The organism is Amycolatopsis sp. NPDC005232, from assembly GCF_040607795.1.
In the GTDB taxonomy this organism is placed as follows: Bacteria; Actinomycetota; Actinomycetes; order Mycobacteriales; family Pseudonocardiaceae; genus Amycolatopsis.
In genome coordinates this window covers 406179-433000 of sequence record NZ_JBEXHL010000002.1, presented here as the reverse complement: position 1 = coordinate 433000, position 26822 = coordinate 406179, and the positions used below count along the sequence as shown (strand labels likewise).

At 68.1% G+C, this 26822-nt stretch carries 31 protein-coding genes; 16 read left to right on the top strand and 15 right to left on the bottom strand.

Annotated features, from left to right (window positions below):
* The first annotated feature begins 37 nt into the window (after nucleotides 1-37).
* The 7 genes from grpE (at nucleotide 38) to ABZU76_RS05780 (ending at nucleotide 7842) form a co-directional block, all read left to right on the top strand.
* The gene (gene grpE / locus ABZU76_RS05810) at nucleotides 38-367 is read left to right on the top strand and encodes a nucleotide exchange factor GrpE (protein WP_354865997.1); all 330 of its coding nucleotides are present in this window, start codon (nucleotides 38-40) and stop codon (nucleotides 365-367) included.
* Nucleotides 364-2190 (top strand): dynamin family protein, encoded by a 1827-nt coding sequence (locus ABZU76_RS05805; RefSeq protein WP_354865451.1) that lies wholly within the window; start codon nucleotides 364-366, stop codon nucleotides 2188-2190. The genes grpE and ABZU76_RS05805 overlap by 4 nt, the downstream gene beginning before the upstream one ends.
* A gap of 99 nt (nucleotides 2191-2289) precedes the next feature.
* Entirely contained in the window at nucleotides 2290-2985 is a 696-nt protein-coding gene (locus ABZU76_RS05800; RefSeq protein ID WP_354865449.1) for a hypothetical protein, read from the top strand.
* Between the two features lie 347 nt (nucleotides 2986-3332).
* A complete protein-coding gene (locus ABZU76_RS05795) occupies nucleotides 3333-5153 on the top strand; it encodes a phosphoenolpyruvate carboxykinase (GTP) (protein ID WP_354865447.1) in 1821 nt (606 codons plus the stop codon).
* Nucleotides 5154-5293: 140 nt separating this feature from the next.
* Nucleotides 5294-5899 (top strand): ABC transporter ATP-binding protein, encoded by a 606-nt coding sequence (locus ABZU76_RS05790; RefSeq protein ID WP_220247255.1) that lies wholly within the window; start codon nucleotides 5294-5296, stop codon nucleotides 5897-5899.
* Between the two features lie 43 nt (nucleotides 5900-5942).
* Nucleotides 5943-7220, top strand: coding sequence for a DUF6297 family protein (locus tag ABZU76_RS05785; protein ID WP_354865445.1), 1278 nt, complete (start codon nucleotides 5943-5945; stop codon nucleotides 7218-7220).
* Between the two features lie 46 nt (nucleotides 7221-7266).
* Entirely contained in the window at nucleotides 7267-7842 is a 576-nt protein-coding gene (locus tag ABZU76_RS05780; RefSeq protein ID WP_354865443.1) for an EndoU domain-containing protein, read from the top strand.
* Here ABZU76_RS05780 and ABZU76_RS05775 read toward each other — a convergent pair.
* Complete coding sequence (locus tag ABZU76_RS05775; protein WP_354865441.1) at nucleotides 7839-8126, bottom strand: helix-turn-helix transcriptional regulator; 288 nt, start codon at nucleotides 8124-8126, stop codon at nucleotides 7839-7841. The genes ABZU76_RS05780 and ABZU76_RS05775 overlap by 4 nt on opposite strands.
* 282 nt (nucleotides 8127-8408) lie before the next feature.
* Between ABZU76_RS05775 and ABZU76_RS05770 the strand changes: the two genes are divergently transcribed.
* Together ABZU76_RS05770 and mctP are read left to right on the top strand one after the other, a co-directional pair.
* On the top strand, nucleotides 8409-8687 hold the full coding sequence (locus ABZU76_RS05770; protein WP_354865439.1) for a DUF3311 domain-containing protein: 279 nt from the start codon (nucleotides 8409-8411) through the stop codon (nucleotides 8685-8687).
* Entirely contained in the window at nucleotides 8684-10345 is a 1662-nt protein-coding gene (mctP, locus tag ABZU76_RS05765; RefSeq protein ID WP_354865437.1) for a monocarboxylate uptake permease MctP, read from the top strand. Before ABZU76_RS05770 ends, mctP begins: the two co-directional genes overlap by 4 nt.
* Nucleotides 10346-10360: 15 nt before the next feature.
* Here the strand turns inward: mctP and ABZU76_RS05760 are convergent, their stop codons facing one another.
* Nucleotides 10361-11014, bottom strand: coding sequence for a hypothetical protein (locus tag ABZU76_RS05760; protein ID WP_354865435.1), 654 nt, complete (start codon nucleotides 11012-11014; stop codon nucleotides 10361-10363).
* A gap of 171 nt (nucleotides 11015-11185) precedes the next feature.
* Between ABZU76_RS05760 and ABZU76_RS05755 the strand changes: the two genes are divergently transcribed.
* Nucleotides 11186-11755: a peroxidase-related enzyme gene (locus tag ABZU76_RS05755; protein ID WP_354865433.1), complete on the top strand. Its 570-nt coding sequence runs from the start codon at nucleotides 11186-11188 to the stop codon at nucleotides 11753-11755.
* Here the strand turns inward: ABZU76_RS05755 and ABZU76_RS05750 are convergent.
* The 5 genes from ABZU76_RS05750 to ABZU76_RS05730 all read right to left on the bottom strand — a co-directional run bounded on the left by ABZU76_RS05750 (nucleotide 11743) and on the right by ABZU76_RS05730 (nucleotide 16092).
* The gene (locus ABZU76_RS05750) at nucleotides 11743-12030 is read right to left on the bottom strand and encodes a hypothetical protein (protein ID WP_220245303.1); all 288 of its coding nucleotides are present in this window, start codon (nucleotides 12028-12030) and stop codon (nucleotides 11743-11745) included. The genes ABZU76_RS05755 and ABZU76_RS05750 overlap by 13 nt on opposite strands.
* The gene (locus ABZU76_RS05745; RefSeq protein WP_220245302.1) at nucleotides 12031-12960 is read right to left on the bottom strand and encodes a bifunctional helix-turn-helix transcriptional regulator/GNAT family N-acetyltransferase; all 930 of its coding nucleotides are present in this window, start codon (nucleotides 12958-12960) and stop codon (nucleotides 12031-12033) included. It lies immediately after the preceding gene.
* A 245-nt stretch (nucleotides 12961-13205) separates the two neighbouring features.
* Complete coding sequence (locus tag ABZU76_RS05740; RefSeq protein ID WP_162836041.1) at nucleotides 13206-13355, bottom strand: hypothetical protein; 150 nt, start codon at nucleotides 13353-13355, stop codon at nucleotides 13206-13208.
* Nucleotides 13356-13611: 256 nt separating this feature from the next.
* Nucleotides 13612-14802 (bottom strand): ATP-binding protein, encoded by a 1191-nt coding sequence (locus tag ABZU76_RS05735; RefSeq protein ID WP_220245301.1) that lies wholly within the window; start codon nucleotides 14800-14802, stop codon nucleotides 13612-13614.
* 540 nt (nucleotides 14803-15342) lie between these two features.
* Entirely contained in the window at nucleotides 15343-16092 is a 750-nt protein-coding gene (locus ABZU76_RS05730) for a MerR family transcriptional regulator (protein WP_354865995.1), read from the bottom strand.
* 197 nt (nucleotides 16093-16289) lie between these two features.
* Between ABZU76_RS05730 and ABZU76_RS05725 the strand changes: the two genes are divergently transcribed.
* Nucleotides 16290-16793: a DoxX family protein gene (locus tag ABZU76_RS05725; RefSeq protein WP_354865430.1), complete on the top strand. Its 504-nt coding sequence runs from the start codon at nucleotides 16290-16292 to the stop codon at nucleotides 16791-16793.
* Nucleotides 16794-16830: 37 nt separating this feature from the next.
* On the opposite strand, the gene ABZU76_RS05720 is transcribed toward ABZU76_RS05725, so the two are convergent.
* Nucleotides 16831-18120, bottom strand: coding sequence for an acetyl-CoA C-acetyltransferase (locus ABZU76_RS05720; RefSeq protein ID WP_354865428.1), 1290 nt, complete (start codon nucleotides 18118-18120; stop codon nucleotides 16831-16833).
* Between the two features lie 94 nt (nucleotides 18121-18214).
* Here ABZU76_RS05720 and ABZU76_RS05715 point away from each other — a divergent pair, with 94 nt between their 5' ends.
* A complete protein-coding gene (locus ABZU76_RS05715; protein WP_354865426.1) occupies nucleotides 18215-19549 on the top strand; it encodes a 3-oxoacyl-ACP reductase in 1335 nt (444 codons plus the stop codon).
* A gap of 2 nt (nucleotides 19550-19551) precedes the next feature.
* Nucleotides 19552-20388: a MaoC/PaaZ C-terminal domain-containing protein gene (locus tag ABZU76_RS05710; protein WP_354865993.1), complete on the top strand. Its 837-nt coding sequence runs from the start codon at nucleotides 19552-19554 to the stop codon at nucleotides 20386-20388.
* On the opposite strand, the gene ABZU76_RS05705 is transcribed toward ABZU76_RS05710, so the two are convergent.
* Nucleotides 20377-21051, bottom strand: a complete 675-nt coding sequence (locus ABZU76_RS05705) for a TetR/AcrR family transcriptional regulator (protein ID WP_354865424.1) — start codon at nucleotides 21049-21051, stop codon at nucleotides 20377-20379. The genes ABZU76_RS05710 and ABZU76_RS05705 overlap by 12 nt on opposite strands.
* 117 nt (nucleotides 21052-21168) lie before the next feature.
* Here ABZU76_RS05705 and ABZU76_RS05700 point away from each other — a divergent pair, with 117 nt between their 5' ends.
* From ABZU76_RS05700 to ABZU76_RS05690, 3 genes are read left to right on the top strand one after another with little or no spacing between them, the layout of a single operon-like run.
* A complete protein-coding gene (locus ABZU76_RS05700; RefSeq protein WP_354865422.1) occupies nucleotides 21169-21801 on the top strand; it encodes an SCP2 sterol-binding domain-containing protein in 633 nt (210 codons plus the stop codon).
* Nucleotides 21802-21820: 19 nt separating this feature from the next.
* Complete coding sequence (locus ABZU76_RS05695) at nucleotides 21821-22420, top strand: SCP2 sterol-binding domain-containing protein (RefSeq protein WP_354865420.1); 600 nt, start codon at nucleotides 21821-21823, stop codon at nucleotides 22418-22420.
* A gap of 53 nt (nucleotides 22421-22473) precedes the next feature.
* The gene (locus ABZU76_RS05690; RefSeq protein ID WP_354865418.1) at nucleotides 22474-23652 is read left to right on the top strand and encodes a YDG/SRA domain-containing protein; all 1179 of its coding nucleotides are present in this window, start codon (nucleotides 22474-22476) and stop codon (nucleotides 23650-23652) included.
* Nucleotides 23653-23681: 29 nt separating this feature from the next.
* Here the strand turns inward: ABZU76_RS05690 and ABZU76_RS05685 are convergent, their stop codons facing one another.
* From ABZU76_RS05685 to ABZU76_RS05660, 6 genes are all read right to left on the bottom strand, one after another.
* Complete coding sequence (locus tag ABZU76_RS05685; RefSeq protein ID WP_354865991.1) at nucleotides 23682-23969, bottom strand: DUF2399 domain-containing protein; 288 nt, start codon at nucleotides 23967-23969, stop codon at nucleotides 23682-23684.
* Between the two features lie 21 nt (nucleotides 23970-23990).
* Nucleotides 23991-24458: an Imm1 family immunity protein gene (locus ABZU76_RS05680; protein WP_354865416.1), complete on the bottom strand. Its 468-nt coding sequence runs from the start codon at nucleotides 24456-24458 to the stop codon at nucleotides 23991-23993.
* Nucleotides 24455-25207: a DddA-like double-stranded DNA deaminase toxin gene (locus tag ABZU76_RS05675; RefSeq protein WP_354865414.1), complete on the bottom strand. Its 753-nt coding sequence runs from the start codon at nucleotides 25205-25207 to the stop codon at nucleotides 24455-24457. Before ABZU76_RS05675 ends, ABZU76_RS05680 begins: the two co-directional genes overlap by 4 nt.
* A 6-nt stretch (nucleotides 25208-25213) precedes the next feature.
* Nucleotides 25214-25465, bottom strand: a complete 252-nt coding sequence (locus ABZU76_RS05670) for a hypothetical protein (protein WP_354865412.1) — start codon at nucleotides 25463-25465, stop codon at nucleotides 25214-25216.
* Nucleotides 25466-25622: 157 nt separating this feature from the next.
* Entirely contained in the window at nucleotides 25623-25841 is a 219-nt protein-coding gene (locus tag ABZU76_RS05665; RefSeq protein WP_354865990.1) for a DUF397 domain-containing protein, read from the bottom strand.
* A 30-nt stretch (nucleotides 25842-25871) separates the two neighbouring features.
* The gene (locus tag ABZU76_RS05660; RefSeq protein ID WP_354865410.1) at nucleotides 25872-26756 is read right to left on the bottom strand and encodes a helix-turn-helix transcriptional regulator; all 885 of its coding nucleotides are present in this window, start codon (nucleotides 26754-26756) and stop codon (nucleotides 25872-25874) included.
* Nucleotides 26757-26822 lie beyond the last annotated feature (66 nt).

Sequence of the window (26822 nt, the reverse complement as noted above, 5' to 3'; positions counted from 1 at the left end):
CGGAACCACCGCCGACACGTCCGCGTCGAACACGGATGTGGACGTCGTAGCTGCCCCCGGTGATCTCGAACGCGCGCTGGCCGATCGGCAGGCGCTCATCCAGCTCTGCCTCTACGCGCTCGACCGTGCCCGCAGCGGTGGTGTGGTCCAGCGGCTCGAACACGGCCTCGCCGACATCGGCGTCACCGCGCTGCGCCCCGACGGCGAGCGCTTCGACCCCGCGTGCCACGAGGCCGGCGGCGCGATCCCCACCGACGACCCGGCGCTCGACGGCGTGGTCGCCGAGACCGAGGTGATCGGGTTCGCCGAGGGCGAGCGGCTGTTGCGCGCACCCATCGTCACCGTCTACGCGAAGCGAGCCCAGTGACCTCACCCAGCCTTCCCGCCCAGGTCCAGGCCGCGCGCGAGCAGCTGCTCACCGTGGTCCGCGAAGCCGATCCGCAGGCTGCCAAGTGGGTGGACGACGTGCGCCGGGCGCGCGCGGCGAAACCGTCGGTCGTGGTCGTCGGCGAGACCAACCGCGGCAAGAGCACGCTGGTCAACGCGCTGCTCGCAACCCCGGGACTGTCCCCTGTGGACGCCGACGTCGCCACCGCCACCTACCTCGTTTTCGAGCACGCGGAGCAGTGGGGCGCGCAGGCCTGTTACCCCGGGCAGCTCGCGCCGGTGCCGATCCAGCTGACCGAGCTGGTCAACTGGGTCTCGGCCGCCCAAGAGCTGCCGCCGGGACAGATCCCGCCGCGCTACGTCGAGGTGTCCGGGCCGGTGCCGTTGCTGGAGCGCGTGACGCTCGTCGACACACCGGGCGTCGGCGGCCTCGACTCGCTGCACGGCGAGCTGGCCCGCGAGGCGGCGGCGAGCGCGACGGCGCTGGTGTTCGTGCTCGACGCGTCGGCGCCGTTCACGTCCACCGAGCTGCAGTTCCTCCGTGATGTGGCCGACCGCGTCGAGACCGTGCTCTTCGTGCTGGCCAAGACCGACGCGTTCCGCGGCTGGCGCGAGATCCTCGAGGCCGACCGGCAGCTGCTCGCCCAGCACGCCCCGCGCTTCGCCGACGCCGTGTTCCACCCCGTCTCGGCTCGCGTGTTCGAAACGGCCGCGAAAGCGCCGAATGAGCAGATCGCGGCCATGCTGCGCGAGAAGTCGGGCATCGCCGCCGTGCAGGTCGCGCTGCAGGAAATGCTCGTCGGCCGCTCGATGATGCTGGCCGAGGCCAACACCCTGCGCGCGCTCTCCAGCGCGCTGGCCGGCATCAAGGCGAAGCTGCAGGCCGAGAGCCGGGCGCTCTCGGCGGGTGAGGCCGAGGCCGAGCAGCTGCGCGAACGCCGCGACCACCTGCAGGCCGAACGCCGTTCCTCCACCCGTGGCTGGCAGCTGAAGCTGCGGGGCGAGATCCAGCGCACCCGCGTGGAGGTCGGCCACGAGAGCAGCCGCGAAATGCGTGACGCCCAGACCCACTTCCGCCAGCGCATCGACTCGGCGAAGCGAGACGAGCTGGCCGCGTTGCCGCAGCAGGTGGACCTCGCGTTGCAGACGACGTCGCAACGGGTCTCGATGCTGCTTTCGCAACGGCTGAACCACGTGACCAACGTGGCGTTGTCCGAGCTGTTCTCCCCCGAGGAGCTCGACGTGATCCGCGGGCAGTTCGCGCGGGCCGGCGGACCGCCCGTGGTGCTGCGGCCGCCGGACAAGAAACCGCCGACGGCCGAGGACAAGCTGCTGGTGTTCATGGGCATCTCGGGTGGTGTCGGCGCGGGCAAGATCGCCGCGTTGCCGCTGGCCGGCGTCGCGATCCTGAACCCGGTGGTGCTGCCGGCCACGATCATCATCGGTCTCGGTGCCGGTTGGTGGATGGCCCGTACGCGCAAGCACGCCGCCGACAAGCAGCACATGAAGCAATGGCTGGTCGAGGCCATCGCCGACGCGCGCTCCACACTCGACCAGCTCGTGGCCGAGCAGCTCATCGAAGCCGAGCAGCAGCTGTCGATGGCGCTCGACGAAGCGCTGAGTCGCCGTATCGAGGCGATCGAGGCCGAGCTCAAGGACGTGGACCGCACGATCAAGATGGGCGCGCAGGAGCGGGCGAAGAACATCACGATCGTTTCGAAGCGCCTCAAGGAGGCCACCGACGGCCACGCGAGGGCGGAATCGCTGCTCGGGCGCATCCGAACGCTGCGTGACCGGGGGTGATCAGCTTGTGGACAGGAACCGAACCGGCCTAACGTGAGTCCTACCGATCGACAGCTGAACGCAGCCGGCGAGACCCGGTCCTAAAAGGGGGCTTTTCCCATGTGGGTCGACGAGAGTGGCGGCACCGACACCGACGCCAGCGGACCCGAGGCCATGACGGTCCACGTCGAGGGCCAGGACTACCAGGCGGAGGTCAACTACGACGTCGACTCCGACGGCGTGAACGACACCGCCATCGTGGAGCACGACGACGGCACAGCGCAGGCGTTCATCGACACGGACGGCGACGGGGTCGCCGACCAGTACGCCGTGCTGGACAGCTCCGGTCACGTCGTGGACCAGGCGGTTTACGACGAATCGAGCGGTGCGTGGGTCGAGTCCGGCGGTGCTGAGCACCCGGGCGGCACCGAATCGCACTCGCAGGACGACTCCACGACCGGCCACATCCACGCCGACCTGCCCGACGGCGAGGTCGACGCCGGCGTCGCCACGATCGACACCGACCACGACGGGCACAACGACACCGCGATCGTCGAGACCAAGGACGGCGGCACGATGGCGTTCACCGACACCGACGGCGACGGCGAGGCCGACGTCGCGGTGGAGATCGGCGCCGACGGCAGCACCACCACCTACGAGCACACCGGCGCCGGCCAGTGGACCGAGGCCGAAAGCGCCGGCGTCCGCGCGGCCGACCCGGCGAGCGACTCGATCTGGGGCGGCGACGGCACGCAGCTGCTTTCGGGCGTCGCGAAGATCGATTCGGGAACCGGACAATGGATCAGTCCCAACTGACCCATTTGTAACTCACGTCACAACGGGCCCGGCACTCGCCGGGCCCGTTGTCGTTTCCGGCACGCGGTGATCTTCGCCCGAATTGAGCACCCCGCATCGAAAGGATTTCCGGCGCTGGACCAATCCGGTGACAACTGAATCGATTCCCTTATCGTTCTTGTGAGAGAACCGACAGGTCAGCTCTCGGTTACCTGCCGGTCATCCGGCTACAGTCGAGGAATCCCAAAAACCCGCACACCGGCTCACCCCCGGTGTGCGAAGCCATTCGGTCGCCGGCAACGAGGCCCGCACCCGGACACCGCGGTCCGGCGTGTGGGCTTATTTGTCGTCGGAAGTCAGGAGTAGAGATGACCGCAGTCGCCATCCCCGGACTGGACAATGCGCCGACGACGCACAGTGGCGTGCTGTCCTGGGTCCGGGAGGTCGCCGAACTGACCACCCCGGACCGCGTGGTGTGGGTCGACGGGTCCGACGAAGAGGCCGCGAAGATCAACGACGAGCTGGTCGAGGCCGGGACCTTCGTGAAGCTGAAGGCCAAGCCGAACTCCTACTGGGCCACTTCCGACCCGGGCGACGTCGCTCGTGTCGAGGACCGGACCTTCATCTGCTCGCAGCGCGAGCAGGACGCCGGCCCCACGAACCACTGGGTCGCGCCCGCCGAGATGAAGGCCACGATGACCGAGCTGTACCGCGGGTGCATGCGAGGCCGCACGATGTACGTGATCCCGTTCTGCATGGGTCCGCTCTCCGACGAGAACCCCAAGCTGGGTCTGGAAATCACCGACTTCGCCTACGTCGTGGCGTCGATGCGCGTGATGACCCGCGCGGGCAAGGCGGCGCTGGACAAGTTCATCAACCCCGACGGCACCGAGCGCGACTTCGTGCCGGCGCTGCACTCCGTGGGCGCGCCGCTCGAGCCGGGCCAGAAGGACGTCTCCTGGCCCTGCAACGACACCAAGTACATCTCGCACTTCCCCGAAGAGCGCGCGATCTGGAGCTACGGCTCGGGCTACGGCGGCAACTCCTTGCTGGGCAAGAAGTGCTACTCGCTGCGCATCGCCTCGGTCATGGCGCGCGACGAGGGCTGGCTCGCCGAGCACATGCTGATCCTCAAGCTGATCTCGCCCGAGGACAAGGTTCACTACGTCGCGGCGGCGTTCCCGAGCGCCTGCGGCAAGACCAACCTCGCGATGCTGCAGCCGACCATCCCGGGCTGGCGCGCCGAGACCCTCGGCGACGACATCGCGTGGATGCGCTTCGGTGAAGACGGCCGCCTCTACGCCGTGAACCCGGAGTTCGGCTTCTTCGGCGTCGCGCCGGGCACCGACTGGCACACCAACCCGAACGCGATGCGCACCATCGAGAAGGGCAACACGGTCTACACGAACGTCGCCCTCACCGACGACGGCGACATCTGGTGGGAGGGCATGGAGAACATGCCCGAGCACGCCACTTCGTGGAAGCACCAGGACTGGACGCCGGCGTCCGAGGAGAAGGCCGCTCACCCGAACTCGCGCTACTGCACGCCGATGTCGCAGTGCCCGATCCTCGCCCCGGAGTGGGACGACCCGCAGGGTGTGCCGATCTCGGCGATCCTGTTCGGCGGCCGCCGCAAGACGACGGTGCCGCTGGTGAACGAGGCCCGTGACTGGCAGCACGGCGTGTTCATGGGCGCCACGATGTCGTCGGAGACCACGGCCGCCGCGGCCGGCGCGGTGGGCAACGTGCGCCGCGACCCGATGGCGATGCTGCCGTTCCTCGGCTACCACGCCGGTGACTACTTCAAGCACTGGCTGACGCTGGGCAAGAACGCCGACGCGAACAAGCTGCCGAAGATCTTCTACGTCAACTGGTTCCGCCGCGGCGACGACGGCCGCTTCCTGTGGCCGGGCTTCGGCGAGAACTCGCGCGTGCTCAAGTGGGTCATCGAGCGCGTCGAGGGCAAGGGCAACGCGGTCGAGACGCCGATCGGCTTCGTACCGCGCGCCGAGGACCTCGACACCGAGGGCCTCACCGAGCCGGCTTCGGACATCGAGGCGGCGCTGCAGGTCAACGCCGAAGAGTGGCGGGCGGAGCTGCCGCTGATCGAGGAGTGGTTCGAGAAGATCGGCGAGGTGCCCACCTCGCTGCGTGACGAGCTCGACGCGCTGGCCCACCGCCTGAGCTGACGTTCTGTCCGTCCGAAGGGGACGTTCGTGCCGTTGTGGTGCGAACGTCCCCTTCGTGCTCCGGCAGCCTCAAGATCGTCAGGGGTGCCCGGTAGCGTGAGCTGCATGGAAGCCTTCGCGCAACGGTGGTCCCGCCGATGATCATCGACGCCCGCGGCCTCGGCGTGAAGGCCGGCGACCTGTGGCTGCTCGACGACCTGGACTTCTCCGTCGACCCCGGCGAGTGCGCCGTGCTCGTCGGCCCCAACGGCGTCGGCAAGTCCACCCTGCTCCGCTGTCTGTACGGCATGCAGGAACCCCAGCGCGGCCGCGTCCACATCGACGGCGAGAAGCCTGACGAACGCAGCGTCGCCTTCCGCCGCAAGGTCTCCGTGCTCTTCGACGACTCCGACTTCTTCGCGGAGCTCACGCCGATGCAGCACCTGGAACTCCTGGCCGGCTCCTTCGGTGTTGATCTGGGCGACTTCGACGCATTGCTGGCGGACGCCGGCCTCGCCGACCGCGCGCGCGTCACCGCCGGCCACTTCTCCGCGGGCCAGCGCCGCCGCCTGCTGCTCCTCGGCGTCACGGCGCGCCCGCACAAGGTCCTCCTCCTCGACGAACCCGAACGCGCCCTCGACACCGCGGGCAAAGACTGGCTCGTCGACCTCATCAAACGCTCCACCTCCTCCGGCGCCGCCGTCGTGGTCGCCACCCACCACCAACCCCTCCTCGACGCGGCCGACAGCGTCCTCGAACTGTGGTGACCCCGGCTTCCCCTGCCCGCGCTGCCGAAAGCGGGGTCGCTCCGTGGTAGCCCTCAGTACCCGCCTCCGCGTCCCCGGCCGGAAGCGCTTCGGCGGGATCTTCAGCGGTGACAGCGCCACCTTCGTCCTCATCTTCGGCGTCGGCTTCCTCTTCACCGCGTTCTTCCGCACCGACGCGTGGCACCGAGTCCTTTTCGGACCGTCCTCTGTGGACTACCCCGCCGTCCTCGGGTTGGTCACGCTCTGCTGCGCGGTGGGCTGGCGCAGCCTGCTCCGGCGAGGCTTCGTCTGGACCGAACCCGCGGAACTCACCTGGATGGATTTCGCCCGCGTAGACCGCCGTCGCGTGGTGGCGAGCCGGCTGGCGGGCGGTCTGACCGGCTTCGTGATCGTCGTCGCCTATCTCGCCGGGCTGATGCTGGCCGTGGGTGGCAGCTCGCTCGACCTGTGGCGGGCGGCGCTCGCCCTGGTCGTGAGCAGCGCCGTGCTGGTGTTCGCCACCGCTCGGCGCACGGCGTTGCGCATCGACATCGGTGGGCCGGTGGTGCTTGCCGTGCTGGGTGTCGTGATCGCGGCCGCGCACCTCGGGCCCATCGCGGTGCAGTACGCGGGCGCCGGCATCCTGCTCTGCGCCGTCGCGCTGTCGTTCGGCGGTGAACCGGTTACGCGCGCGGGCCGCGCGAACCTGCTCGACGGCTGGAACGCGCGCGTGCTGCGCTCGGTCGCCGTCACGTTCCTCGACCCGATGATGATGCTGCCCGAAGCCACGGCGTCGGGCCGGTGGTCGCTGAGCCGGCCCACGCCGCTCAGGCTGGCCGTCGCGGGCATCGCGGGGCGCTCGCGCTACGCGGGGATGCTGCTGCTCGTCGCGCTCGCCGTGGCGGTGGGGCACGTGGCCGTGCCGACGCTGCCGGGTTCGGTGCTCGTCGGCCTCGGAGGTTACGTCGCGCTGACCCCGTTCGGCGCCGGCCTCGGCGTGCTGTGGCGCAACCCCGGCCGCCGGCGGTGGCTGGGCTCCACGGATTCCGAGCTCGTCATCGCCCACGGCGTGGTGCTCACCGTCGTCGCCGTCGTGTGGTCGGCGCTGCTCGCGGCCGCGCTCGCGGCGCTCGGCACGTCGGTCGACGCGCTGTCGTGGGTGACCGTGGCACTCGCTGTGCTGTCGGTGTTGCGCACGGTCACGCGCAAGCCCGTGGACTACAGCAGTGCCGGATTCGTCGACACCCCAGCGGGTCCGCTGCCGGCGAACCTCGCTCGCCAGCTCTTCCGCGGACCCGACCTTCTCGTCGTCGGCATCGCGGCCCTCTCGCTGCTCGGCTGAGCCGCGCCCGGCGGGTTAGGCTCCCACCCGGACGAGAGGAGCTGACGTGGGCGGTGCACACGCTCCGGGCACCGGCCGTCGGGCAACCAGCGAGTTTCCACCCGGCTGGACCGACGAGCAGATCATCGCGGTGATCAAGGACGTCGCCAACGATCCGAGCGAACCCCGCACCCGGCAGTACAACGGCCGCTGGCGCTGCGTCGGCGAACGCTACGGCGTGCAGGTCGTGGTGCTGGTCGACCCGGAGGGCTTCGTCCACACGGGATACCCCGTCGCCGGCGCGGGTGTGATCCGCAACCCGGACACCGCGCGCGACCCCGCGAACCCGACGGTGGCCGACCGCGCCGAGAACCGCATCAGCTACTTCACCGACAGCCTGCTCGACCAGCTGGCCGACCGCCTCCCGGCCGAGGACCTGGCCCACTACCGCACGCTGCAGTGGTCCGGCGAATGGGAAGAGCTCACCGACACCCTCGCCGCCCACATCACCATCGCCGACGTGCCGCTCAACCCGGACGAGACCTCGGACTTCGAGAAGCTCCTGAACTCCTTCGACCTCCCGGTCCGCGCGTGCGCGTTCATCAACGACCGGGAGCACATCCTGACGAAGCTGCGCGCCTAGCTGGCTTGGGACAGCGCGGCCTTGAACGCGGGGTCCGCTTCGGCGTCTTCGCACGCCGTCCGCAGCACGTCGAGCGGCACTCCCACCGCGTCGGCGATCGCCGCGACCGTGAAGAACGCCGGCGTCGGAATGCGCCCGGTCTCGATCTTCCGCAGCGTTTCCACCGAGATCCCGGCCTCGGCCGCGACGTCGACCATGCTGCGGCCCGCGCGGGCAGCGCGCAGCGCCACCCCGAGGCGCTCACCGCGGGAGCGCTCTTCATCCGTCAACGGGACCCGAACCATGCCCCGCAGTCTAGTCGAAAGTTGTCCACTGCCTGTGGACAACTCTGTGCACAAGGTGTGGAAACTCGCTCCGGCCAGGCAACCACAACACCTGGGGCCTGTGCTGACCGCCGCTACCGCCCCTAGATCAACACCGAAACCGGTCCCGGACAGCTGTCCACGGGGTTGTCCACAGCTGGACCGGGAATGGCCAAATCGTTGCCCGGTTTGTGTGACGTCCACGGGGCCGACGTCCTAGGGTCAGGCCCGTTGTGTGTTGCGTGAGTGTTAAGTGAGGTCCCGATGTCCACAACCAAACAGGACGGGCGGGTGCGCGGGTTCCCATTCAGCCCGTGGAACCTGTTGCTGATCGTCCCGCTGCTGATCCTGGTCACGCCGTTGTTCAACTTCGACGGCCCCCGGCTCTTCGGCATGCCGTTCTTCTACTGGTTCCAGCTCGTGTTCGTCGCCGCCGGCGTGCTGTGCACCGGCATTGTCTACTGGGCGACCCGCAAGGAGCCGACCACCGAAGAGCCGGACAGGCTGAGCGTGGACGACCTCGACGAGGGTGAGAGCCGATGACCGTCCAGTGGGTCCAGCTGACCATCTTCATCATCCTCTTCGCGCTCGTCACCGTGCTCGGATTCGTCGCGTCGCGCTGGAAGGCCGGCGCGAACCTCGACCACCTCGACGAATGGGGCCTCGGCGGGCGCAAGTTCGGCGCGTGGATCACGTGGTTCCTGCTCGGCGGTGACCTCTACACGGCGTACACCTTCGTCGCCGTGCCCGCGCTGGTGTTCAGCGCCGGCGCGCTCGGCATGTACGCGCTGCCCTACACGATCGTCGTCTACCCGATCGTGCTGCTGCCGGCGCTGCGCATGTGGTCCGTCAGCCGCTCGCGCGGCTACGTGACGCCGGCCGACTTCGTCCGCGGCCGGTTCGGTTCGCCGACGCTCGCGCTCCTCATCGCCATCACGGGAATCGTCGCGACGATGCCGTACATCGCGCTGCAGCTGGTGGGCCTCGAGGCCGTGCTGCGCACGATGGGCATCAACGGCTCCGGCATCGTCGGGCACCTGCCGTTGCTGGTCGCGTTCCTGATCCTGGCGCTGTACACGTACCAGTCTGGCCTGCGCGCTCCCGCGTTGATCGCGTTCGTCAAGGACATCCTGATCTACATCGTGATCATCGTGGCGATCGTGTACCTGCCCTCGAAGCTCGGCGGCTGGGACCACATCTTCAACCAGGCGGCCACGAAGCTGGCCACGCCGAACCCGGCCACGGGCAAGCCGGCCGGGTCGATCCTGCTGACGTCGGCCAACCAGCTGCAGTACGCCACGCTGGCCCTGGGCTCGGCGCTCGCGCTGTTCCTCTACCCGCACTCGCTCACGAGCGTGCTCGCCTCGCGCGGGCGGAACGTGATCAAGCGCAACATGGTCGCGCTGCCGGCGTACTCGCTGGTGCTTGGCCTGCTCGCGCTGCTCGGGTACGTGGCCATCAGCGCCGGCGTGAAGCCGCTGACCAACAACGCCACCGGCAAGCCCGACGGCAACACCATCGTCCCGCTGCTGTTCGACTCGCAGTTCTCGCACTGGTTCGCCGGCATCGCGTTCGCCGCGATCGGCATCGGCGCTCTGGTGCCGGCCGCGATCATGTCGATCGCCGCCGCGAACCTGTGGACGCGCAACATCTACAAGGAGTACATCCGCAAGAACGCGACGCCGAAGCAGGAAGCCAAGCAGGCCAAGCTCGCTTCGCTGATCGTGAAGCTCGGCGCGGTGCTGGTGATCATCCTGATCGACCCGCAGTTCTCCATCGACCTGCAGCTCATCGGCGGTGTGCTGATCCTGCAGACGCTGCCCGCCGTGGCGCTCGCGCTGTACACGCGGTGGCTGCACAAGGCCGGCCTCATCGCCGGCTGGGTCGTGGGCATGGGCTGGGGCCTGATCATGCTGTACGGGATCCCCAACCCCGCCAACGGAAAGCTGCACTTCGGCGGCTCGGCGCTCGCGATGGGCAACCTGTCGATCTTCGGCTGGCACCCGTTCTCGGGCACCGGCCTGGCGACCGTGCAGATCTACCCGGGCTTCGTGGCGCTGATCGCGAACGTGCTGGTGGCCGTGATCGTCTCGGCCATCGCGCACGCGGCGAAGTGGAACCCCGGCACGGACGAGACTCTGCCGGAGGACTACCACGCGGACGAGCACGACAAGGACCTGCGGCCCATCGGCGTGCACTGAGAATCAGTACCCGCTTTAGTCCACTGTGGACGGCCCCCTCACCGGTTCCGGTGAGGGGGCTTTCTCTTTGCCGATCATCGCGTTCGACACCACGTAGAGCACCACGGCGTTGAGCAGGTGCCACAGGAAGTGCGTGCCGACGGGGAAATCCCCGCACACGACGCCGTCGATGGTGCGGAGAGCCAGCGACAACGCGAACACCGCGCCCGCGACGGCGAAGTGCGTCCAGTACGGGTCGCGCGCATACGCGAGCACGCCCGCGAACACCGCCAGCCCGATCAGCGCCGGCAGGTACAGCCCGCCGCCGAGCGCCGCCAGCGCGGCCGTGAGCACCACGAACGCGGGCGCCGCCAGCCACGACTTGCGCAGGGAAACGCCGAAGAACACCTGCGGGAACTTCGCGGCGTAGTAGAGCACGAACACGAGGATGAAGCCGGAGTCGGCGGCCCCGCCCCAGCGCGTCGCGAGCAGGTGGAACACCGTGCTCGCCAGGAACACGAGCCCGACGAGCACCGCGAGCGTCCGCCCGGTCCGCCGCCCGTCGGCTCGCCACCACACCGCGATGGCGGACCCGAGGAACGCCAGGTTGGTGACGTCGTTCAGCGGCTCGCCCCACAGCCCGGGCGCGACGCGTTCGCAGTAACCGTCCACGTATGCGGTCCAGTTCACGGGGTAAGCAAACTCCACGCGGGTGAACGCGCGGTGCCAAGGGTGGCGAGGTCCCCGCGTTACCAATCCGACCGGAAGTAGGCGGGCACGCAACCGGGCGGTACTGCATGCGGCACTGTTCCCGCCGTGACTGTGGTCGGATTGGTAACCAACAGCGCAGTAGCGTGGGGTATGAGCGACAGCCGGTTTCCCGTGACCGAACTCGAAGACCTGCCCGAGGATCTGCGTGAACGCGTCGGCGCGATCGCGGAGAAATCCGGCTTCACGCCGAACATCTTCCGCGCGCTGGGCCACCGGCCGGCGGAGCTGCGGGCGTTCATGGACTACCACGACGCGTTGATGGAGCGCGAAGACGGACTGACGAAGGCCGAGCGCGAGCTGGTCGTCGTCGCGACGTCGGGGGCGAACCACTGCACCTACTGCATCGTCGCGCACGGGGCGATCCTGCGGATCCGTGCGAAGGACCCGGAACTGTCCGACCACGTCGCCGCGAACCCGTGGCAGGTGGAGCTCGACGAGCGCGGCCGGGCGATCGTCGACCTCGCGCTGGCGCTCGCGCAGGATTCCGCATTGTTCGGCGAAGCCGACCTCGCGGCGGCGCGTGATGCGGGGCTGACCGAGGACGAGATCTGGGACGTCGGCGCGATCACGGCGCTGTTCGCGATGTCCAACCGGCTCGCGCACCTCACGGCGTTGAAGCCGAACCCGGAGTTCTTCCTGATGGGGCGTCAGAAGCGGTAGAACGGGCCGGGCAGGTCGCGGCTCACCTCGAAATGGCCGCGCAGCCAGGAGCGCAGTTTGTTCATCGGTTTGGTCCAGATGCGCGGCGCCGGCCCGAAGTAGCGCGGGTCTTCGTGCGGGGTGAACGCGTCGCCGGTCAGGACGACCACGTCGTGGCCGCGCGGGCAGTGGCCGGACACGGAGATCACGCCGCGCGTGAGGTTCTCGACCCACTCGACCTCGTCGACGCCGAGCAGTGTGCGGCGGTCGCAGACGGCGCAGTAGACGACGAACATCTAGAGCTCCATCCGCCAGGTCTCGCCGGTCACCGCCGGGCCGAAGTCGCGGGTGGGCTCCTCGTGTTCCAGCCTGAACCCGGCGCTGCGGTAGATGCCGCGGGCGGCGTCGAGGGCCGAGAGCGTCCACAGCTCCATCGCCGCGTAGCCGCGGCCGCGGGCGAACTCGACGCACTCGTGCACGAGCCGCTTGCCGACACCGTGGCCGCGCGCGCCGGGTTCGAGCAGCAGGAGGCGGAGTTTGGCGGTGCGTTCGTCCGCGCTGGGCATGCAGAAGACGCTGCCGACGCGTTCGCCGGCGAGCTCCGCGATCCACGCGGCCTGGCGCGGGTCGTCGCGGTGGTCGGCGAAATCGGCGACCACGCGGGCGACGAGGGCTTCGAAGCGTTCGTCGAGGCCGTATTCGCGGGCGTAGAGGGTGCCGTGGCGGTGGACCACCCAGCCGAGGTCACCCGGTCGCGGGGTGCGTAACACGAGCGTGGGATCTGCGGTTTTCTCCCGGACGAGCTGCGTGATGGTCCCCATCGCGCCGAGCAGGCGGCGCTGGTCTTCGTCGGGGAAGCGTTCGAGGAGGCCGCCGATCTGGCGCACCGAGCGGCTGTCGAGGTCGGCGAACGCTTCGCGGCCGGCGTCGGTCAGGCGGACGATCTGGCGGCGGGCGTCTTCGCCGCTGCGTTCGCGGAGGACCAGGCCGCGGCTTTCCAGGCGACTGAGGAGCCTGCTTGCGTAGCCGGCGTCGAGATCGAGGCGTTTTCGCAGGTCACTCACGTGGAGCTCGGTTTGTTGGGCGACCTCGAACAGCACCCGCGCCTCACTCAGTGAGTACTCGGCGTCGGCCGGTCCTTCGTCGAGGACGCCGATCACCCCGGTGTACAGGCGGTTGAACGCGCGCACGGTGGCGACGCGCTCTGCCAGGCTCACGTCGTTCATTGACCACCTCAACCAAATCGTTGACGGAGTCAAGCATCGCGCCGCAAGCCGGTTCGCGCAAGGGTTTTGGGAAATCGGACAAAGGGTCCAGACATGTGGAAACCCCGTGATGCTGCCAGGTCGGGGGTCCGCCAGCATCACGGGGTCGTAGTGGGTATCGATGCCGCGAGGCGCGGCGTTACACCCACAGCACTTTGTGGTCTAGGTCACTCATGTGAGTGACACACTAACCAGTTACGGCTGGGTCAGCGCATGAACGGCTGACGCGCCTGGGCGAGGGCGATGAGCTCCTGGCGCACCGTCGAGGTGGCCGCGGTGTCGATCGCCCGGTTCAGTGCCCGGCGAGTACGAGCCTCGGCGCGACGAGCACGGAGCTTGGCGGCGATGTTGCTCATTGTGTCTGCATCCCCTTTGGAGGTTCTCGGTGGTTGTGTCTCTAGTATGCGCCTTTTTTCACGAGGATGCCAACGAATCATCGGTGACGTGGCTTACTTGCCGATGAATCATCGGCAAGATTCAGGTGATCACCGGACAGATCTCGTGTCGCGGGTCACTTAGAGGTAACGGGCTAGGGTCTTCTTGGGCTGTATAGCCAATTTGCTAGATACCACTAGGCAGCGTCATAGAGCGGTAGCGAGGAGAAGACGACCGTCAGTCGCGGCCGAGCAGGTAGTGCCCGAAGTGGGGCACCGTGAAGGCGATCTGCCCGCGTTCGGCGGAGTAGACCAGGCCCTTCTTCATGAGGCTGTCGCGCGCCGGCGAGAGCGAGGAGGGCTTGCGCCCCAGGTAGACGGCCACGTCGGCGGTGCCGGCGGCCTCGTCGCGGCCTTGCGTCAGCTCGGCCATCGCGATCAGGTATTCGCGCTCGGCGGGCGTCGCGCGCTCGTAACGCGAGCCGAAGAACCCCACGGCCAGCTCGGACTCCGCCTCCGGCGCCGCGACCTGCACGTCCTTCACCGTGATCGGATCCGCGGGCGCGGCGTCCCACGCCGCCTTGCCGTAGGCCTGGATGAAGTAGGGGTACCCACCGGACGCGTCGAACAGCGCGTCGAGCGCCTCGGGCTCGATGCCGGCTTCCTCGCGTTCGATCGGCGCCATCACGGCGAAGTCGGCGTCCTTGCGGCTGAGGCGATCGATGCGCGCGTAGCGGAACAGCCGTTCCGAGTACGACTTCGAGGCGCTCAGCACGGCCGGCACGTGCGGCAACCCCGCCCCGACCACCACCAGCGGCGCCCCCGACTGCGACAACTCGTGGCACGCGGCGCAAAGAGCGGAGACGTCGTCGGGCTGCAGATCCTGGATCTCGTCGATGAGGAGCGCCACCCCGGTGCCGACGTCGGCGGCGAGCTCAGCGACGTCCGTGAACAGCTCCACCAGGTCGATCTCGATGTCCCCGGAATCGGCCCGTCCCTGCGCGGCCGGCGCCTCGATCCCCGGCTGCCACCGGTCCCTGAGCTTCGCATCGGCCTTGTTCGCCTTCAACGCGAACGCCTTCAGCACCCCCAGGACCTCTTCAACCCGATCCGGCGCCCTGTGTTTGACCGCCAGATCCCGAATCGCCCTGTGCAGGGCAGCCGACAACGGCCTCCTGAGCTCCGCATCGGGCCGCGCCTCGATCTTCCCGGCGCCCCACCCGTGCCGAATGGCCATCGACCGCAGCTCCCCGAGCAACACGGTCTTCCCGACCCCCCGCAGCCCGGTCAACACCAGACTCCGCTCCGGCCGCCCCCTCGCGACGCGCTCCAGGACCACCTCGAACGCCCCCAGCTCACGCTCCCGCCCCGCCAACTCAGGCGGCCGCTGCCCAGCCCCGGGCGCGAACGGATTGCGGATGGGGTCCACTCGGCCACCGTATCGGGGTATCTAGCGCGGGTCCGATATTGCGCCATATCCCGCTAGTGCGTGTCGCCGATCGCCGCGCTCGGAGCTTTGAGGGGGCCGCGACTGGTCCCCTCACCGCGCGCGGGCCTCACGACCGGCCCCTTCGCCCCGGCGCCGGCGCGCGAACGGACCTTCCGCACCCGGCCCCGCGCGAACGGACCGTTCACACCGGTCCCGCCGCGCGAACGGACCGTCCACACCGGCGCCGCCGTGCGAACAGACCTTTCGCACCAAGTCGCGCGGGCGAACGGACCGTTCGTGCCCAGCCGGAACGAACGGACCATTCGCCGCAGCCTCGATGCGCGAGTGGACCTCTCGCGCCAAGTCGAGTGCGCGAGTGGACCTTTCGTGCCGAGTCGCGTGTGCGAGTGGACCGTTCGTGCCAGTCCCCCAGGCACGACGGGACCACTCGCCAACCCAACCCAAGCAACCCAAGCCAGAGGGATGGGCGGGTCTGCAGCCCCGACCATCCCCACCCCCAGCGCTCACTCCGACGCCGCTTTACTCCGCCAGGTTCCGCTCCGCGTAGATCCGCATCGCGTCCCGGATGAACTCCGCGGTGCCGGGACCAAAATCAGCGTCGTAGGCCCCATACCGAGGATCGTCGACATACAACTGCCCCAACCCCACGAAATACCCGCGCGACACGGTCTTCACCGCAGGCCTCAACCAGGCGTGGAGCCGACCGACAGTGGCCTGCACCTCGGCAGACTCGACCGACAACCCCGAAGCCCGCGCCGCCCCGAAAGCAGCCGCGATCTCGCCCTGCTCCCGCTGATGCGCCGCACGTTCCGAAGGCGACAACGACCGCCACCACTGGTCACCAGTGCAATAAGCCGATGCGCCCCAACGGGACGTCACCTCAGCCTCGTGCACCGTGTGATCGAAGCCGTCGAAAACTTCCTCCGCCATGAGTGGTTCACCTCCCTCCAATTTCCTCAGCGTGGTCCGCACGGAGTCGATCTGCCGCCCGATCCGTGCCCGCTCCTGTTCCAGCAGCGAGAGATGCGTCGACAAGGCGATAACGCTGTCGCGCTCGCCGTCGAGTACGGAGGCGATCGCGGGCAGTCCCAGGCCGAGCTCGCGCAGCAGCAGGATCCGCTGGAGCCGCACCAGGGCGGCCGAGTTGTAGTAGCGGTAGCCGTTGCCGCCGATGCGGCTGGGTGCGAGCAGCCCGACGGCGTCGTAGTGCCGCAGTGTCCGGCTGGTCGTGCCTGCCGCTCGGGCGATGTCCTGGATCGACCACTCCATGCCGTCAACGGTAGAAGTTGACGCCGCGTCAAGGTCAAGCACCAGAGCCGCCAGAAGCCGCTAAAGCCATCTAAGCAAATCTAGTAAAAACACGATAAACACCTAGACAAAGCTAGCGCGGTTCGGCGACCCGCCCACGGGGAATCCCGGTTGTAGGTTCGACCAGCACCGAAGACCTCGCAGGAAAGGCGACGACCGTGATACTGCGCCGGGTGGCCCGTCCACTGCTCGCGTCGATGTTCATCTACGGCGGTATCGGCATGCTCCGCGACACCCAAGGGCACGCGAAGGCGATCGAGCCGTTCCTCACCGAGACGTTCGACAAGGTCGAGGGCCTCGTCCCCGAGCAGGTGCCGCGCGATCCAGCGACGCTCGTGCGCATCGACGCCGCCGTGAAGATCGGCGCCGGCCTCGCGCTCGCGGCGGGAAAGGCGCCGCGGCTGGCGTCGCTCGCGTTGCTGGGCACGCTCTTGCCGACGACGGCCGCCACGCACCGGTTTTGGGAGATCAAGGACCCCGCCGAGCGGCAGGCGCAGCAGGTCCAGTTCCTCAAGAACGCGGCCATCGCCGGCGGTCTGCTGCTGGCCGCGGGCGACACGGCGGGCAAGCCGTCGCTCGGCTGGCGCGCCCGCCGCGCCGCGAAGAAGGCCGGCAAGCAGGCCGAGAAGCTGAGCAAGAAGGCCGAAAAGCAGCTCAGCTGACACAGCGGATCCGGGCCCCGCGCAAGGGGGCCCGGATTCACTTCTCCAGAATCGCCGTCACGCCCTGACCCCCGGCGGCGCAGATCGAGATCAGGCCACGCCCGGATCCCTTCTCGTGCAACAGCTTCGCCAGCGTCGCCACGATCCGCCCGCCCGTCGCGGCGAACGGGTGCCCGGCGGCGAGCGACGAGCCGTTGACGTTCAGCTTCGCCCGGTCGATCGAGCCCAGCGGCGCGTCGAGACCCAGCTTCTCCTTGGCGAACGCCGGGTCCTCCCACGCCTTCAACGTGGCCAGCACCTGCGACGCGAACGCCTCGTGGATCTCGTAGAAGTCGAAGTCCTGCAAGGAAAGTCCCGCGCGTTCCAGCATTCGCGGTACCGCGTACGCGGGCGCCATCAGCAGTCCCTCGGCGCCGTGGACGTAGTCGACGGCGGCCGTCTGCGAGAACGTCAGGTACGCCTGCACTGGCAGGTTGTGCGCCTTCGCCCACTCGTCCGTCGCGAGCAGCACGGTCGACGCGCCGTCGGTGAGCGGCGTGGAGTTGCCGGCCGTCATGGTGCCGTCCGCGCCGCCGTACACGGGCTTGAGCTTGGCCAGCTTCTCCACGCTCGAATCCGGCCGCAGGTTCTGGTCCATGGCCAACTTGAGGAACGGTGTCACGAGGTCGTCGAAGAACCCGCGGTCGTACGCCGCGGCGAGGTGCTGGTGGCTGGCCGCGGCGAGTTCGTCCTGCGCCTCGCGCGTGACGTCCCAGACCTTCGCCGTCAGCGCCGCGTGCTCGCCCATCGACAGGCCGGTGCGCGGCTCGGCGTTGCGCGGGATCTCAGGCACGATCTGGCCCGGCCGCAGCTTCGTGAGGAGCTTGAGCCGGTCGCCCAGCGTCTTCGCGGAGTTGAGCTGCACGAGGATCTTGCGCAGGTCGGCGTTCACGGCCAGCGGAGCGTCACTCGTCGTGTCCACGCCACCCGCGATGGCGGAGTCGATCTCCCCCAGTGAGATCTTGTGCGCCACGTTGATCACGGCCTGCAACCCCGTGCCGCACGCCATCTGGACGTCGGACGCGGGTGTCGCGGCCGAGAGCCGGCTGCCGAGCACGCTCTCGCGCGCGAGGTTGAAGTCCTTGGAGTGCTTGAGCACCGCGCCCGCGGCGACCTCGCCGATCACCTCGTTCTGCAGCGCGAAGCGGCTGACCAGGCCGTCGAGCGCGGCGGTGAACATGTCCTGGTTCGACGCCTTCGCGTACGGGCCGTTCGACCGCGCGAAGGGGATGCGGTTGCCGCCGATGATCGCGACCTTGCGGACCGCGGCGGTTTTCCTGGTCGCCATGACGTCCACCTCTCTGAGTCGTCCCTTTCACACTGTAACCTACTAGCGAGTAGGTTAGACTGCGACGTGACGCAGACGGCACGGGAGGCGCTCGATGGCTGACAGGTACCAGCAGTTCACGAAGACCCCGGTGGGGAAGTTCGTGGTGCCGAAGCTCGGCCTGCCCAACCCCGCCACGCTGCGCCGGTACCGCGCCGGCCAGCCCGCGCTCGAGGGTCCCGCACTCCTCGGCGCCGCGCCGCGCGGACGGCTCGAAAAGACCCTGAAGAGTCAGGTTTCCGAAGCAGGCATCGAGGTTCTCGAAGTCCCGGCCGAACGCCATGCCGCCCTCGTCTTCGACGCCACCGGCATCAAAGACCCCGCCGACCTGCGCGAGGTCTACCGCTTCTTCCACCCGGTTATCCGCAAGGTCGGGGCGTCGGGTCGCGTCGTCGTGTTCGGCACGCCACCGGAGCTGGTCGAGGGGCGCGAGCGGATCGCGCAACGGGCGCTGGAGGGCTTCGTGCGCTCCGTCGGCAAGGAGCTGAAGCGCGGCGCGACGGCGCAGCTCGTGTACGTGGCCGAAGGCGCCGAAGCCGCGGCCGAGTCGACGGTGCGGTTCCTGCTGTCGGCGAAGTCGGCCTTCGTCGACGCGCAGGTGATCCGCGTCGGCACACACGGCACTTCCGCCGCGGCCCCGGCGAACTGGGAAAAGCCGTTGGCGGGCAAGGTCGCGCTGGTCACCGGCGCGTCACGCGGAATCGGCGAGGCCATCGCGGAGACGCTCGCCCGCGACGGCGCCCACGTGGTCGCCCTGGACATCCCGGCGCAGGGCGCTGATCTGTCCACAGTGGCCAATCGCATCGGCGGTTCGGCGCTGCAGCTGGACATCACGGCAGCCGACGCGCCGGCCAAGCTCGCCGAGTACCTCACGACGCGCCACAGCGGCGTCGACGTCGTCGTGCACAACGCCGGCATCACGCGCGACAAGACGCTCGGCAACATGACCGAGGGTGGCTGGGACGCCGTGCTCACCGTGAACCTCGCCGCGCAGCTCGCGGTGAACGACAAGCTGCTCGCCGACAAGGTCCTGCGCGAAAACGGCCGCATCATTGGGGTTTCGTCCATCGCGGGCATCGCCGGCAACGTCGGCCAGACGAACTACGCGACGTCGAAGGCGGGCGTGATCGGCATGGTCAACGTCGGCGCGCCCCAGCTCGCGGAGTACGGCGGCACGATCAACGCCGTCGCGCCCGGCTTCATCGAAACCAAGATGACCGCCGCCGTCCCGCTGTTCATCCGCGAAGCCGGGCGGCGCCTGTCGAGCCTCGGCCAGGGCGGCCTGCCGGTCGACGTCGCCGAGACCATCGCCTGGTACGCCAACCCGGCGTCCGCCGCGGTCAACGGCAACGTGGTCCGCGTGTGCGGCCAAGCACTGCTGGGGGCGTGACGATGTCCGTTCGCGAGCTGACCAGCGCGCCCAGCCTGGCGACGCTGTACCCGAAGGCCCTGCTGCGCCGCGGCCGCGGTTCGACGCTGCCGGAGACGGAGCTGGTGCGGCCGTCGGTCACGGTCTCCCCTGCGCACGTCGCTGCGTACGCGGAGGTGTGCGGGTTTCGGTATTCGGATGTACTGCCCGCGACCTACCCGCACATGCTGGTCTTCGGCCTGCAGATGGCGCTGATGACGGAGCCGGGCTTTCCGTTCCCGTTGCTCGGCCTGGTGCACGTGGCGAACTCGATCACTTCGAGGCGCCCGCTGTCCCTGGGCGAGACGTTCTCCACGCGGGTGCGCGCGGAGAACCTGCGGCCGCACGAGAAGGGCCGGCAGTTCGACATGGTGAGCGAGCTGTGGGCGGGCACGGAGCTGGTGTGGTCGGAGGTGTCGACTTATCTGCGCCGCTCGGGTTCCTCGGGTTCCTCGCGGCCGCGCGCTTCGTTGGTCCCCCCGACGCCGACCGCCCTGTGGACCGTCCCGGGCGACATCGGCCGCCGCTACGCCGAGGTCTCGGGCGACCGCAACCCCATCCACCTGCACCCACTGACCGCGCGCCTGTTCGGCTTCACCCGTGCCATCGCCCACGGCATGTGGACGAAGGCCCACGCCCTGGCGGCCTTCGAGGGCCGCTTGCCTGATGCGTACACAGTGGACGTCCGCTTCAAGCAGCCCGTGCTGCTGCCGGCCCGTGCGGCCTTCACCGCCTGGCCGACGGACGAGGGCTGGGCGTTCGAGCTGTGGCAGGCGCGCAAGCCGAAACCGCACCTGGACGGCGTGATCTCAGCCCTCTGAGTTCATTTCGGGCAGCGGCTTCCAGACCTGACCTTCGATGAGATCGTTGAAGCCCAGCCACACCAGGTTCATCAGCCACGACGCGAGCACGCTGTCCGAGATCTCCGGGTGGTCCAGAGCCCAGTCGGCCAGCGATTCCGCCGCACCGACCAGCGCGGCGGCCAACCCGGCGCCCGAGAACTCGGCCTGCTCCCCGAGCCCCTTCCGCGTCCCCGCCGACACCACCAACGCGGCGACCAACTCGATCGCCCGCCCGCGCATCGCCGTGATCTCCGCGGCGAACGTGCCGCCGACCGTCAGCGCCTGGCGGTGCAGCACCGTCCACGACTCGCGGTACTCGGCGACGAAGCGGTAGAACGACCGCAGCCCGTGCCAAAGCTGCATGTCGGGCGGAAGATCCGGCTGGACGCCCGCCTGGATGGCCTCGAGCAGGCGCGTCGCCTCGCGTTGGATGCTCTTGCCGAAGAGGTCTTCCTTCGAGCCGAGGTAGGTGTAGATCATCGGCTTGGAGACGCCGGCGACGTCGGAGATCTCGTCCATCGAGGCCGCGTGGTAGCCGTGGCGGGAGAACACGCGCACGGCGGCGTCCAGGATCTGCCGCTCACGCACCGCGCGCGGCAGCCGCCGGGCCCGCTCGGGCGGGCGCTGATCTTCGTCGGGCACTCTCCGACCTCCCTCTCGCCAGCAGGAGACGGTACCTGCCGCCGTGGTCGGCGCGTGCTTGCCCGCTTACCTACTCATGGGTAGCCTTTGCTGGAAGATCACGGAAGGGGGCTTGGGATGGCCGACGGTTCTGACGTGGCCGGCTTGCGCGGCGCCGCCCTGCTCGACGCCCTCGACCGCGTCGCGCTCGACGGCCTCGACGTCAACACCGTCGCCGACGCCATCGACCCCCGCGAACTCGGCCGCGACGACTTCCGCCGCCTGCTCTCGTCACTCATCCGCCTGTCGGAAGACGCCCCGGCGTTCTCCCTGGCCAAGGTCGACCCGGCCCGCTTCGCCACGCTCGTCTCGCGCGCGTCCCGAGCGCAGCTGGAGGCCGTCGTCGCCTCCCGCCCCTTGCGCGAACGCGTGCTCGACGAGATCTTCGCCCGCATGGGCTCGCACATCCGCGTGGACCGCGCCCGCGCGCTCGACGCCGTCATCCACTGGCGCCTCTCCGGCGGCACCGGCGCCGGCGGCTACGACCGCTACGCGACGACCATCTCCGGCGGCTCGTGCACGGTCTCGCGGACCGTCGAGGGCGCCCGCCCCAGCGTCACCATCACGCTGTCGCCGGTCGACTTCTTCCGCCTCATCACGCACCAGGCAACTCCCGCCGTGCTCTTCGTGACGGGCAAAATCAAGGTGAAAGGCGACCTCGCATTCGCGGCCGGTTTGATCGGCTATTTCGACCTCCCGAAACCCGCCTGAGCCGTTAGACTCCGTTTCCGTGCCCCGATTCTCGCGCTCCCGTTCCACAGCCTCCGAGGGACACGCGGTCAACGGCTTCGCCCGCAAGCTGGACTTCGGCAAGCTCACGCCCGCGCAGTTCGTGCAGGTCCTGGAAACCTTGCACATGCTCGGAAACGCGGGCGCCGGCATCGAACTGAGCAGCCTGACCACCCAGGCCCTGGTCGACGTCGTCCACCGCGCCTCCCGCGACCAACTCAAGGCCCTGGCCGACCACCCCGAGTTACGCGTGGCCTTCCTCGACGAGATATTCCGCAGAATGTCCGAGCATTTCCGCGCCGACCGCGCCCGCCACGTCGACTTCGTCGTTTCCTGGCGCTTTTCCGGCGGCACCGGCGACGACGGCTACGACCGCTTCCAAACCGTCATCGAATCCGGCGCGTGCGTCTCGAGCACCGACCTGTCCCGCACCCCGGATACCACCCTCACCCTCTCGGTCGACGACTTCATCCGCATGGCCACCGGCACCTCCGCCCCCGCGGCGATGTTCGTGACGGGCCGCGTGAAGGTCAAGGGCGAGTACGCGCCGGCGGTGCGGTTCTCGAGCTACTTCGACATCCCGAAGCCGAGCTCGAAGTAGCTGTTGCAGCTTGGAGACACCAAACTGTCGGTGCCACGCTTTAGAGTGATCGTATGAGCCTTGGGGACATCGAGCGCGAACACGTGCTGGCGGCGGCAACCGAGTATGACCAGCTGGGGAAGGAGAACTTCCTCAACACTTACGGGTTCAAACATGCTCGGCGGTATGAGGTCTTGATCGGCGAGTGGGCTTACGATTCCCCCGCCATTGCCGGCGTCGCGCACCGCGGCGCCATGGGCAGTGTTCTGTCGGCTGCTGAGTTGAGCGCGGGTCTTCTCGCAATCGTCGCGCGTCTCACCGCGCTCGGCTTCGAGGTCATCGACCGCGAGACAGCGCCGAGGTTCGGGGAGATCCCAAAGGTTCCCGAGAAGACCATTTTTCCTGACCGGCGAGCTGTTGCCGCACGGGGCACGCACCGGGCGCTCCAGTCGGGGATCGTGGGTACCGAGAATTCTGGCGCTGAGTCGATTGTCGTGTCTGGTGGCTACGAGGATCGCGACTACGGTGAGGTAATCATCTATACCGGCCACGGCGGTTTGGACAAGAATGGTAAGCGAATAGGCGACCAAAATTTCGGTGACCCGGGAAATGCTGCATTGCGAACCAGTATGCGCAAAGATAACTTGGTTAGGGTAATTCGCGGCGCGCACAAGGGATCTGAGTTTGGCCCGGCGTCCGGCTACCGCTACGAGGGCTTGTATCAAGTTGATAGCGCCGATTATGTCCGCAACGGGAGGTTTTGGATCTGCCAGTTTCGGATGAAGAAGGCATTGCAGGAGCCTGACGTGATCGCGGCACCGCCGGTGCCAGTCGCATTGTCGGGTGTACCCGCGCACGGTACACCACCAGCGGGTACATTGACTCCAGGTCGGCGAACGACGGTGGTTCAACGCACGGTACGGATCACGAACATCGCCAAGCAGGTCAAGCGCATCCATGATGACACTTGTCAAATGTGCGGCGTGCAGTTGGTTGTTGGTGACGGTACCTACTCAGAGGGTGCGCACATTCAAGCTCTAGGCGGACCGCACGACGGGCCCGACGTGATGGGCAATATCCTTTGCCTTTGCCCAAACTGCCACGTTCAGTTCGATCAGGGTGCAGTCGTCATCCAAGATGACTTCATAATTCAGCGAAATGGTGTGCCTGACGGCGCGTTGCGTAGGAACCCAAATCACGATATTAACCTTGATTACATTGTGCATCACAGGCAGGCGCACGGCAGGCCCTAGATGCGAATTGTGGCAGAGGGTTTCGGGCTTTAAGGCGTTTCAAGATCCTCGGCGAGCGTGTCGAGGACCCGTTCTTCCTCGACTTTCGTGGCAAGCTCCGCCATCGCGGGAGCCGGGTCCGCGTCCCAGGTGGCGATCGTAGGGGTGCCGGTGAGCGTGGTGCCGGGATGTGCGGCGGCGGCCGAGTGGTACGCCGCGGCGTCGAATCGCCACGGGCGGATGGGTAGGCGGTCGTGACGACAACGGGGTTTTCGCAGATCGAGACCTGGGCGGCGGACAAGCGGGGTGCCGCCGACGAGTTGGCGGAGCGGTTCCATCACACCGGGCCGGTGTCCTGCTCAGGCTTCGCCGCCACGTTGCCAGCGGATGCTCAGGGGACGTCGGCCCGTCTCCAAGAATTCGATGAGCGCCTCGGCAAGCGCACCAGTCGGGACTTCGCAGTCAGGCGGGAACTCTTCGGTTTCGTACAGCACGGTTTGGTCGGGGCCCTGGCCGCGGGTGTAGAGCTGGACCGGTTCTGTGCTGTGGCCGTCTTTGCCCTTGTACGAGATCGCACCGCGCTCGCCGTGGATGCCGATGATCGCCGAATGATCGGGCACGGTCAGGAAGGCACTCGGGTCGTTCTCGTCGGGGATGGCGGTCTCGATCCTCGGGCGTTTGGTGTGGGTGAGGATGGCGTCGCTGATGTGCTGGTCGGCCAGCAAGGTCACGAAGTCGCGCACGTCCTCGGCCGTGGTCAGTTCGGCGACCTGCTCGGCTGGCGGCCGATCGGGTTCGTGGACCCAGTACTGGGCTTGGATCGTCACGACGTGCGCTTCCCTTCGTAGCGGTGCGGCTTGCCGGCCGGGCCGTAGACGATCAGTGTGGCATCGACGGGCAGGAAGTAGCGCAGGAACCGGTGGCAGCTGACGTTGGTCACCGGATCGATCCCACAGGGATCCTTGCCGATGACGATCGTGCGCGTCTCGCCCTCCAGCATTGTGGCTGCTTCTTTGATCTCGATGTGGCGGGCGATGTCGGGTGCGAACCCACTGCGCGAAAGACCGAGGGCACGTGCCTTCTCGACGGCCGCGGTGTAGGCCGGGTCGGCCTCGCCGGCGGCCTGCTTCGTGCCGCTCGTCAGCTCCTGATCAGTTGTCGCGCCGACCGGGGCCAGGCGCCATCCACGCAGCGGTCTGCCATAGGGCCAAGGATGCTCCAAACGCGCCCGGTACTCGGCCACGCGAACTGACGTCGGCTGCGTCGGCGCGCCCGACCCTGCCTTCCGAGCGCTGACCTGGGACCGCGGGGCAGCATCACTCCGCGCGCCAATCCAGTTCTCGGTCTCATCGTGAGCCGTAGACAGCAGAGCCAGCACCCGGTCGAGGTCGGTTGCCAGCGAGGCGAGTTTGTTTACCGCGGAGGTGAGGACGTCGCTGCTGGATCCGGCCGAGAGTCGCGCCAGCTCCGGGACGAGCTCGGTGGTGATGGCGTCACGAGCTCTGGCGACGGGCCCAGTGGGCAGTTTCGCAGTGGTTGCCCGCAACCGGGCGATGAGATCGGTAAAGGCGGACATCGCTGATCACAACTGTGCGGTGTATCGGTCGATCCCGGCCGCCACGTCTTCCAGACCGGTCACAATCTCCTTGAGCTGCTCGACGGCTGCGGCAGCGGCCACCAGCGCCGCCTGCGACGACACGTGATCACTGGTGTACCAAGCCGACCTCAGTTGACCATGAACAAGGTCAACTTTGTGGCAGGCGTCCGCGAGCTCGGAGGCGGGCAGCTGCTGCGCGACGGCAGCCAGTCGGATGCGAAACTCAGCGACGGACATTTGATCAGCATGGGACAAGACCCCGACCCTCGTGGGTGGTTTGCCTCATCCCGGCCGCAACTGACGACCCAATGCGGCGTTCGTATGCGTTGGACGCACCCAATGCCGCATTGGGGTGCTGGGCAACCCGGACCCTCGCGGAGTGAGACGGTCGGGGTCAGGTGAGATCGTCGAACTCTCCGGCTTTGACGCCCTTGAGCCACGCGCTCATCTCGGCCCGGGTGAAGTAGGTGGCGCCGTCGTCGGGGTGGTTGCTGTTGCGGATGGCGATCCGGCCGTCCGGGAGCGCCGCCGCTTCGACGCAGGTGTCGCCGTTGGAACCACCGTCGTTGGAGAAGCTGCTCTTGCGCCAGGTGAGGTTGGTCAGAGGGTCCATCGGTGCCATGGGTGACCTCCTCCAGTCTTGCTACCGGTACTGCTCCAGTGCTTCAGCGACGACTTCGGCAGACCTCTCGCCGGTCAACGCCTGCTGGGTGAGCATACCGAAGCGCAGAGTCCACGAGCGGACTCGCTCACGATCCTCGATGTAGAACGTGCCGGGTGGGCCCTCGAAGTACCCGATGTCCGGGATCGGGTCGGGCAGGGTGAGCAAAGAGAAGGGTCCGAACAGGCCCGGGCCACCGCCGGAGTCCTTGGGTAGGAGCTGGATCGTAACGTTCGGATTCTCAGTTAGCGCGAGGAGTTTGCGCAGCTGGCCGTACATGACATCCCGGTCACCGACGATTCGGTGCAGCACCAACTCGTCCACGATGAAGTGCAGATTCGGCGCCCCGCCCTTGGTGATGATCTGCTGGCGGGCAATCCTCGCCGCGACTCGTTGCTCCAATTCGCCCGCCGTGTACTGGTCGGCGCTCATCGACAGAATAAGAGCCCGCGCGTAGTCGGAGGTCTGAAGCAGCCCGTGGAGCAACTGGTTCTGGAAGTCGCGCATTGCAACCAGGCCGCTTTCCAGGCTCAGCAACGGCTGGACCATCAATGCGACGGCGCCCTGGTACTGGTGCCACCAGTCGCGTTTGCGCGAGTCGACGGCGAGCTGGGTCAGTGCTTCCAGTGTTTCCGGGTCATCGATCCGGTATGCGGCGAGGATCTGGCTGACCTCGCGGGGGCGAAGGTTGTGCTCGCGGTTCTCCACGCGCGAGAGCTTCGAACGAGACCAGTTGCCGTCGCTGTGCCGCAGTCGGTCGACGGCTTCGTCCTGGGTGAGGTTTGCTTGCTCTCGAAGGACTTTTACTGTTGCGGCAAGCTGCCAGCGGCGGACGATCGACACGTTGCCGCCCGTTCCTGCGGTCACCCGCGACCTCCAATCAGGTGAAATCTGGGATTTCCATTTTTAGAAACCGGACCGTCCGTGACAGGT

What these genes read in the sequence shown, in the direction of transcription:
- ABZU76_RS05800 (WP_354865449.1), top strand. Translation starts at nt 2,290, where the DNA reads ATGTGGGTCGACGAGAGTGGCGGCACCGACACCGACGCCAGCGGACCC.
- ABZU76_RS05795 (WP_354865447.1), top strand. Translation starts at nt 3,333, where the DNA reads ATGACCGCAGTCGCCATCCCCGGACTGGACAATGCGCCGACGACGCAC.
- ABZU76_RS05775 (WP_354865441.1), bottom strand. Translation starts at nt 8,126, where the DNA reads ATGGTTCGGGTCCCGTTGACGGATGAAGAGCGCTCCCGCGGTGAGCGC.
- ABZU76_RS05770 (WP_354865439.1), top strand. Translation starts at nt 8,409, where the DNA reads ATGTCCACAACCAAACAGGACGGGCGGGTGCGCGGGTTCCCATTCAGC.
- mctP (WP_354865437.1), top strand. Translation starts at nt 8,684, where the DNA reads ATGACCGTCCAGTGGGTCCAGCTGACCATCTTCATCATCCTCTTCGCG.
- ABZU76_RS05755 (WP_354865433.1), top strand. Translation starts at nt 11,186, where the DNA reads ATGAGCGACAGCCGGTTTCCCGTGACCGAACTCGAAGACCTGCCCGAG.
- ABZU76_RS05750 (WP_220245303.1), bottom strand. Translation starts at nt 12,030, where the DNA reads ATGTTCGTCGTCTACTGCGCCGTCTGCGACCGCCGCACACTGCTCGGC.
- ABZU76_RS05745 (WP_220245302.1), bottom strand. Translation starts at nt 12,960, where the DNA reads ATGAACGACGTGAGCCTGGCAGAGCGCGTCGCCACCGTGCGCGCGTTC.
- ABZU76_RS05740 (WP_162836041.1), bottom strand. Translation starts at nt 13,355, where the DNA reads ATGAGCAACATCGCCGCCAAGCTCCGTGCTCGTCGCGCCGAGGCTCGT.
- ABZU76_RS05730 (WP_354865995.1), bottom strand. Translation starts at nt 16,092, where the DNA reads ATGGAGTGGTCGATCCAGGACATCGCCCGAGCGGCAGGCACGACCAGC.
- ABZU76_RS05720 (WP_354865428.1), bottom strand. Translation starts at nt 18,120, where the DNA reads ATGGCGACCAGGAAAACCGCCGCGGTCCGCAAGGTCGCGATCATCGGC.
- ABZU76_RS05715 (WP_354865426.1), top strand. Translation starts at nt 18,215, where the DNA reads ATGGCTGACAGGTACCAGCAGTTCACGAAGACCCCGGTGGGGAAGTTC.
- ABZU76_RS05710 (WP_354865993.1), top strand. Translation starts at nt 19,552, where the DNA reads ATGTCCGTTCGCGAGCTGACCAGCGCGCCCAGCCTGGCGACGCTGTAC.
- ABZU76_RS05700 (WP_354865422.1), top strand. Translation starts at nt 21,169, where the DNA reads ATGGCCGACGGTTCTGACGTGGCCGGCTTGCGCGGCGCCGCCCTGCTC.
- ABZU76_RS05690 (WP_354865418.1), top strand. Translation starts at nt 22,474, where the DNA reads ATGAGCCTTGGGGACATCGAGCGCGAACACGTGCTGGCGGCGGCAACC.
- ABZU76_RS05685 (WP_354865991.1), bottom strand. Translation starts at nt 23,969, where the DNA reads ATGGAACCGCTCCGCCAACTCGTCGGCGGCACCCCGCTTGTCCGCCGC.
- ABZU76_RS05675 (WP_354865414.1), bottom strand. Translation starts at nt 25,207, where the DNA reads ATGTCCGCCTTTACCGATCTCATCGCCCGGTTGCGGGCAACCACTGCG.
- ABZU76_RS05670 (WP_354865412.1), bottom strand. Translation starts at nt 25,465, where the DNA reads ATGTCCGTCGCTGAGTTTCGCATCCGACTGGCTGCCGTCGCGCAGCAG.
- ABZU76_RS05665 (WP_354865990.1), bottom strand. Translation starts at nt 25,841, where the DNA reads ATGGACCCTCTGACCAACCTCACCTGGCGCAAGAGCAGCTTCTCCAAC.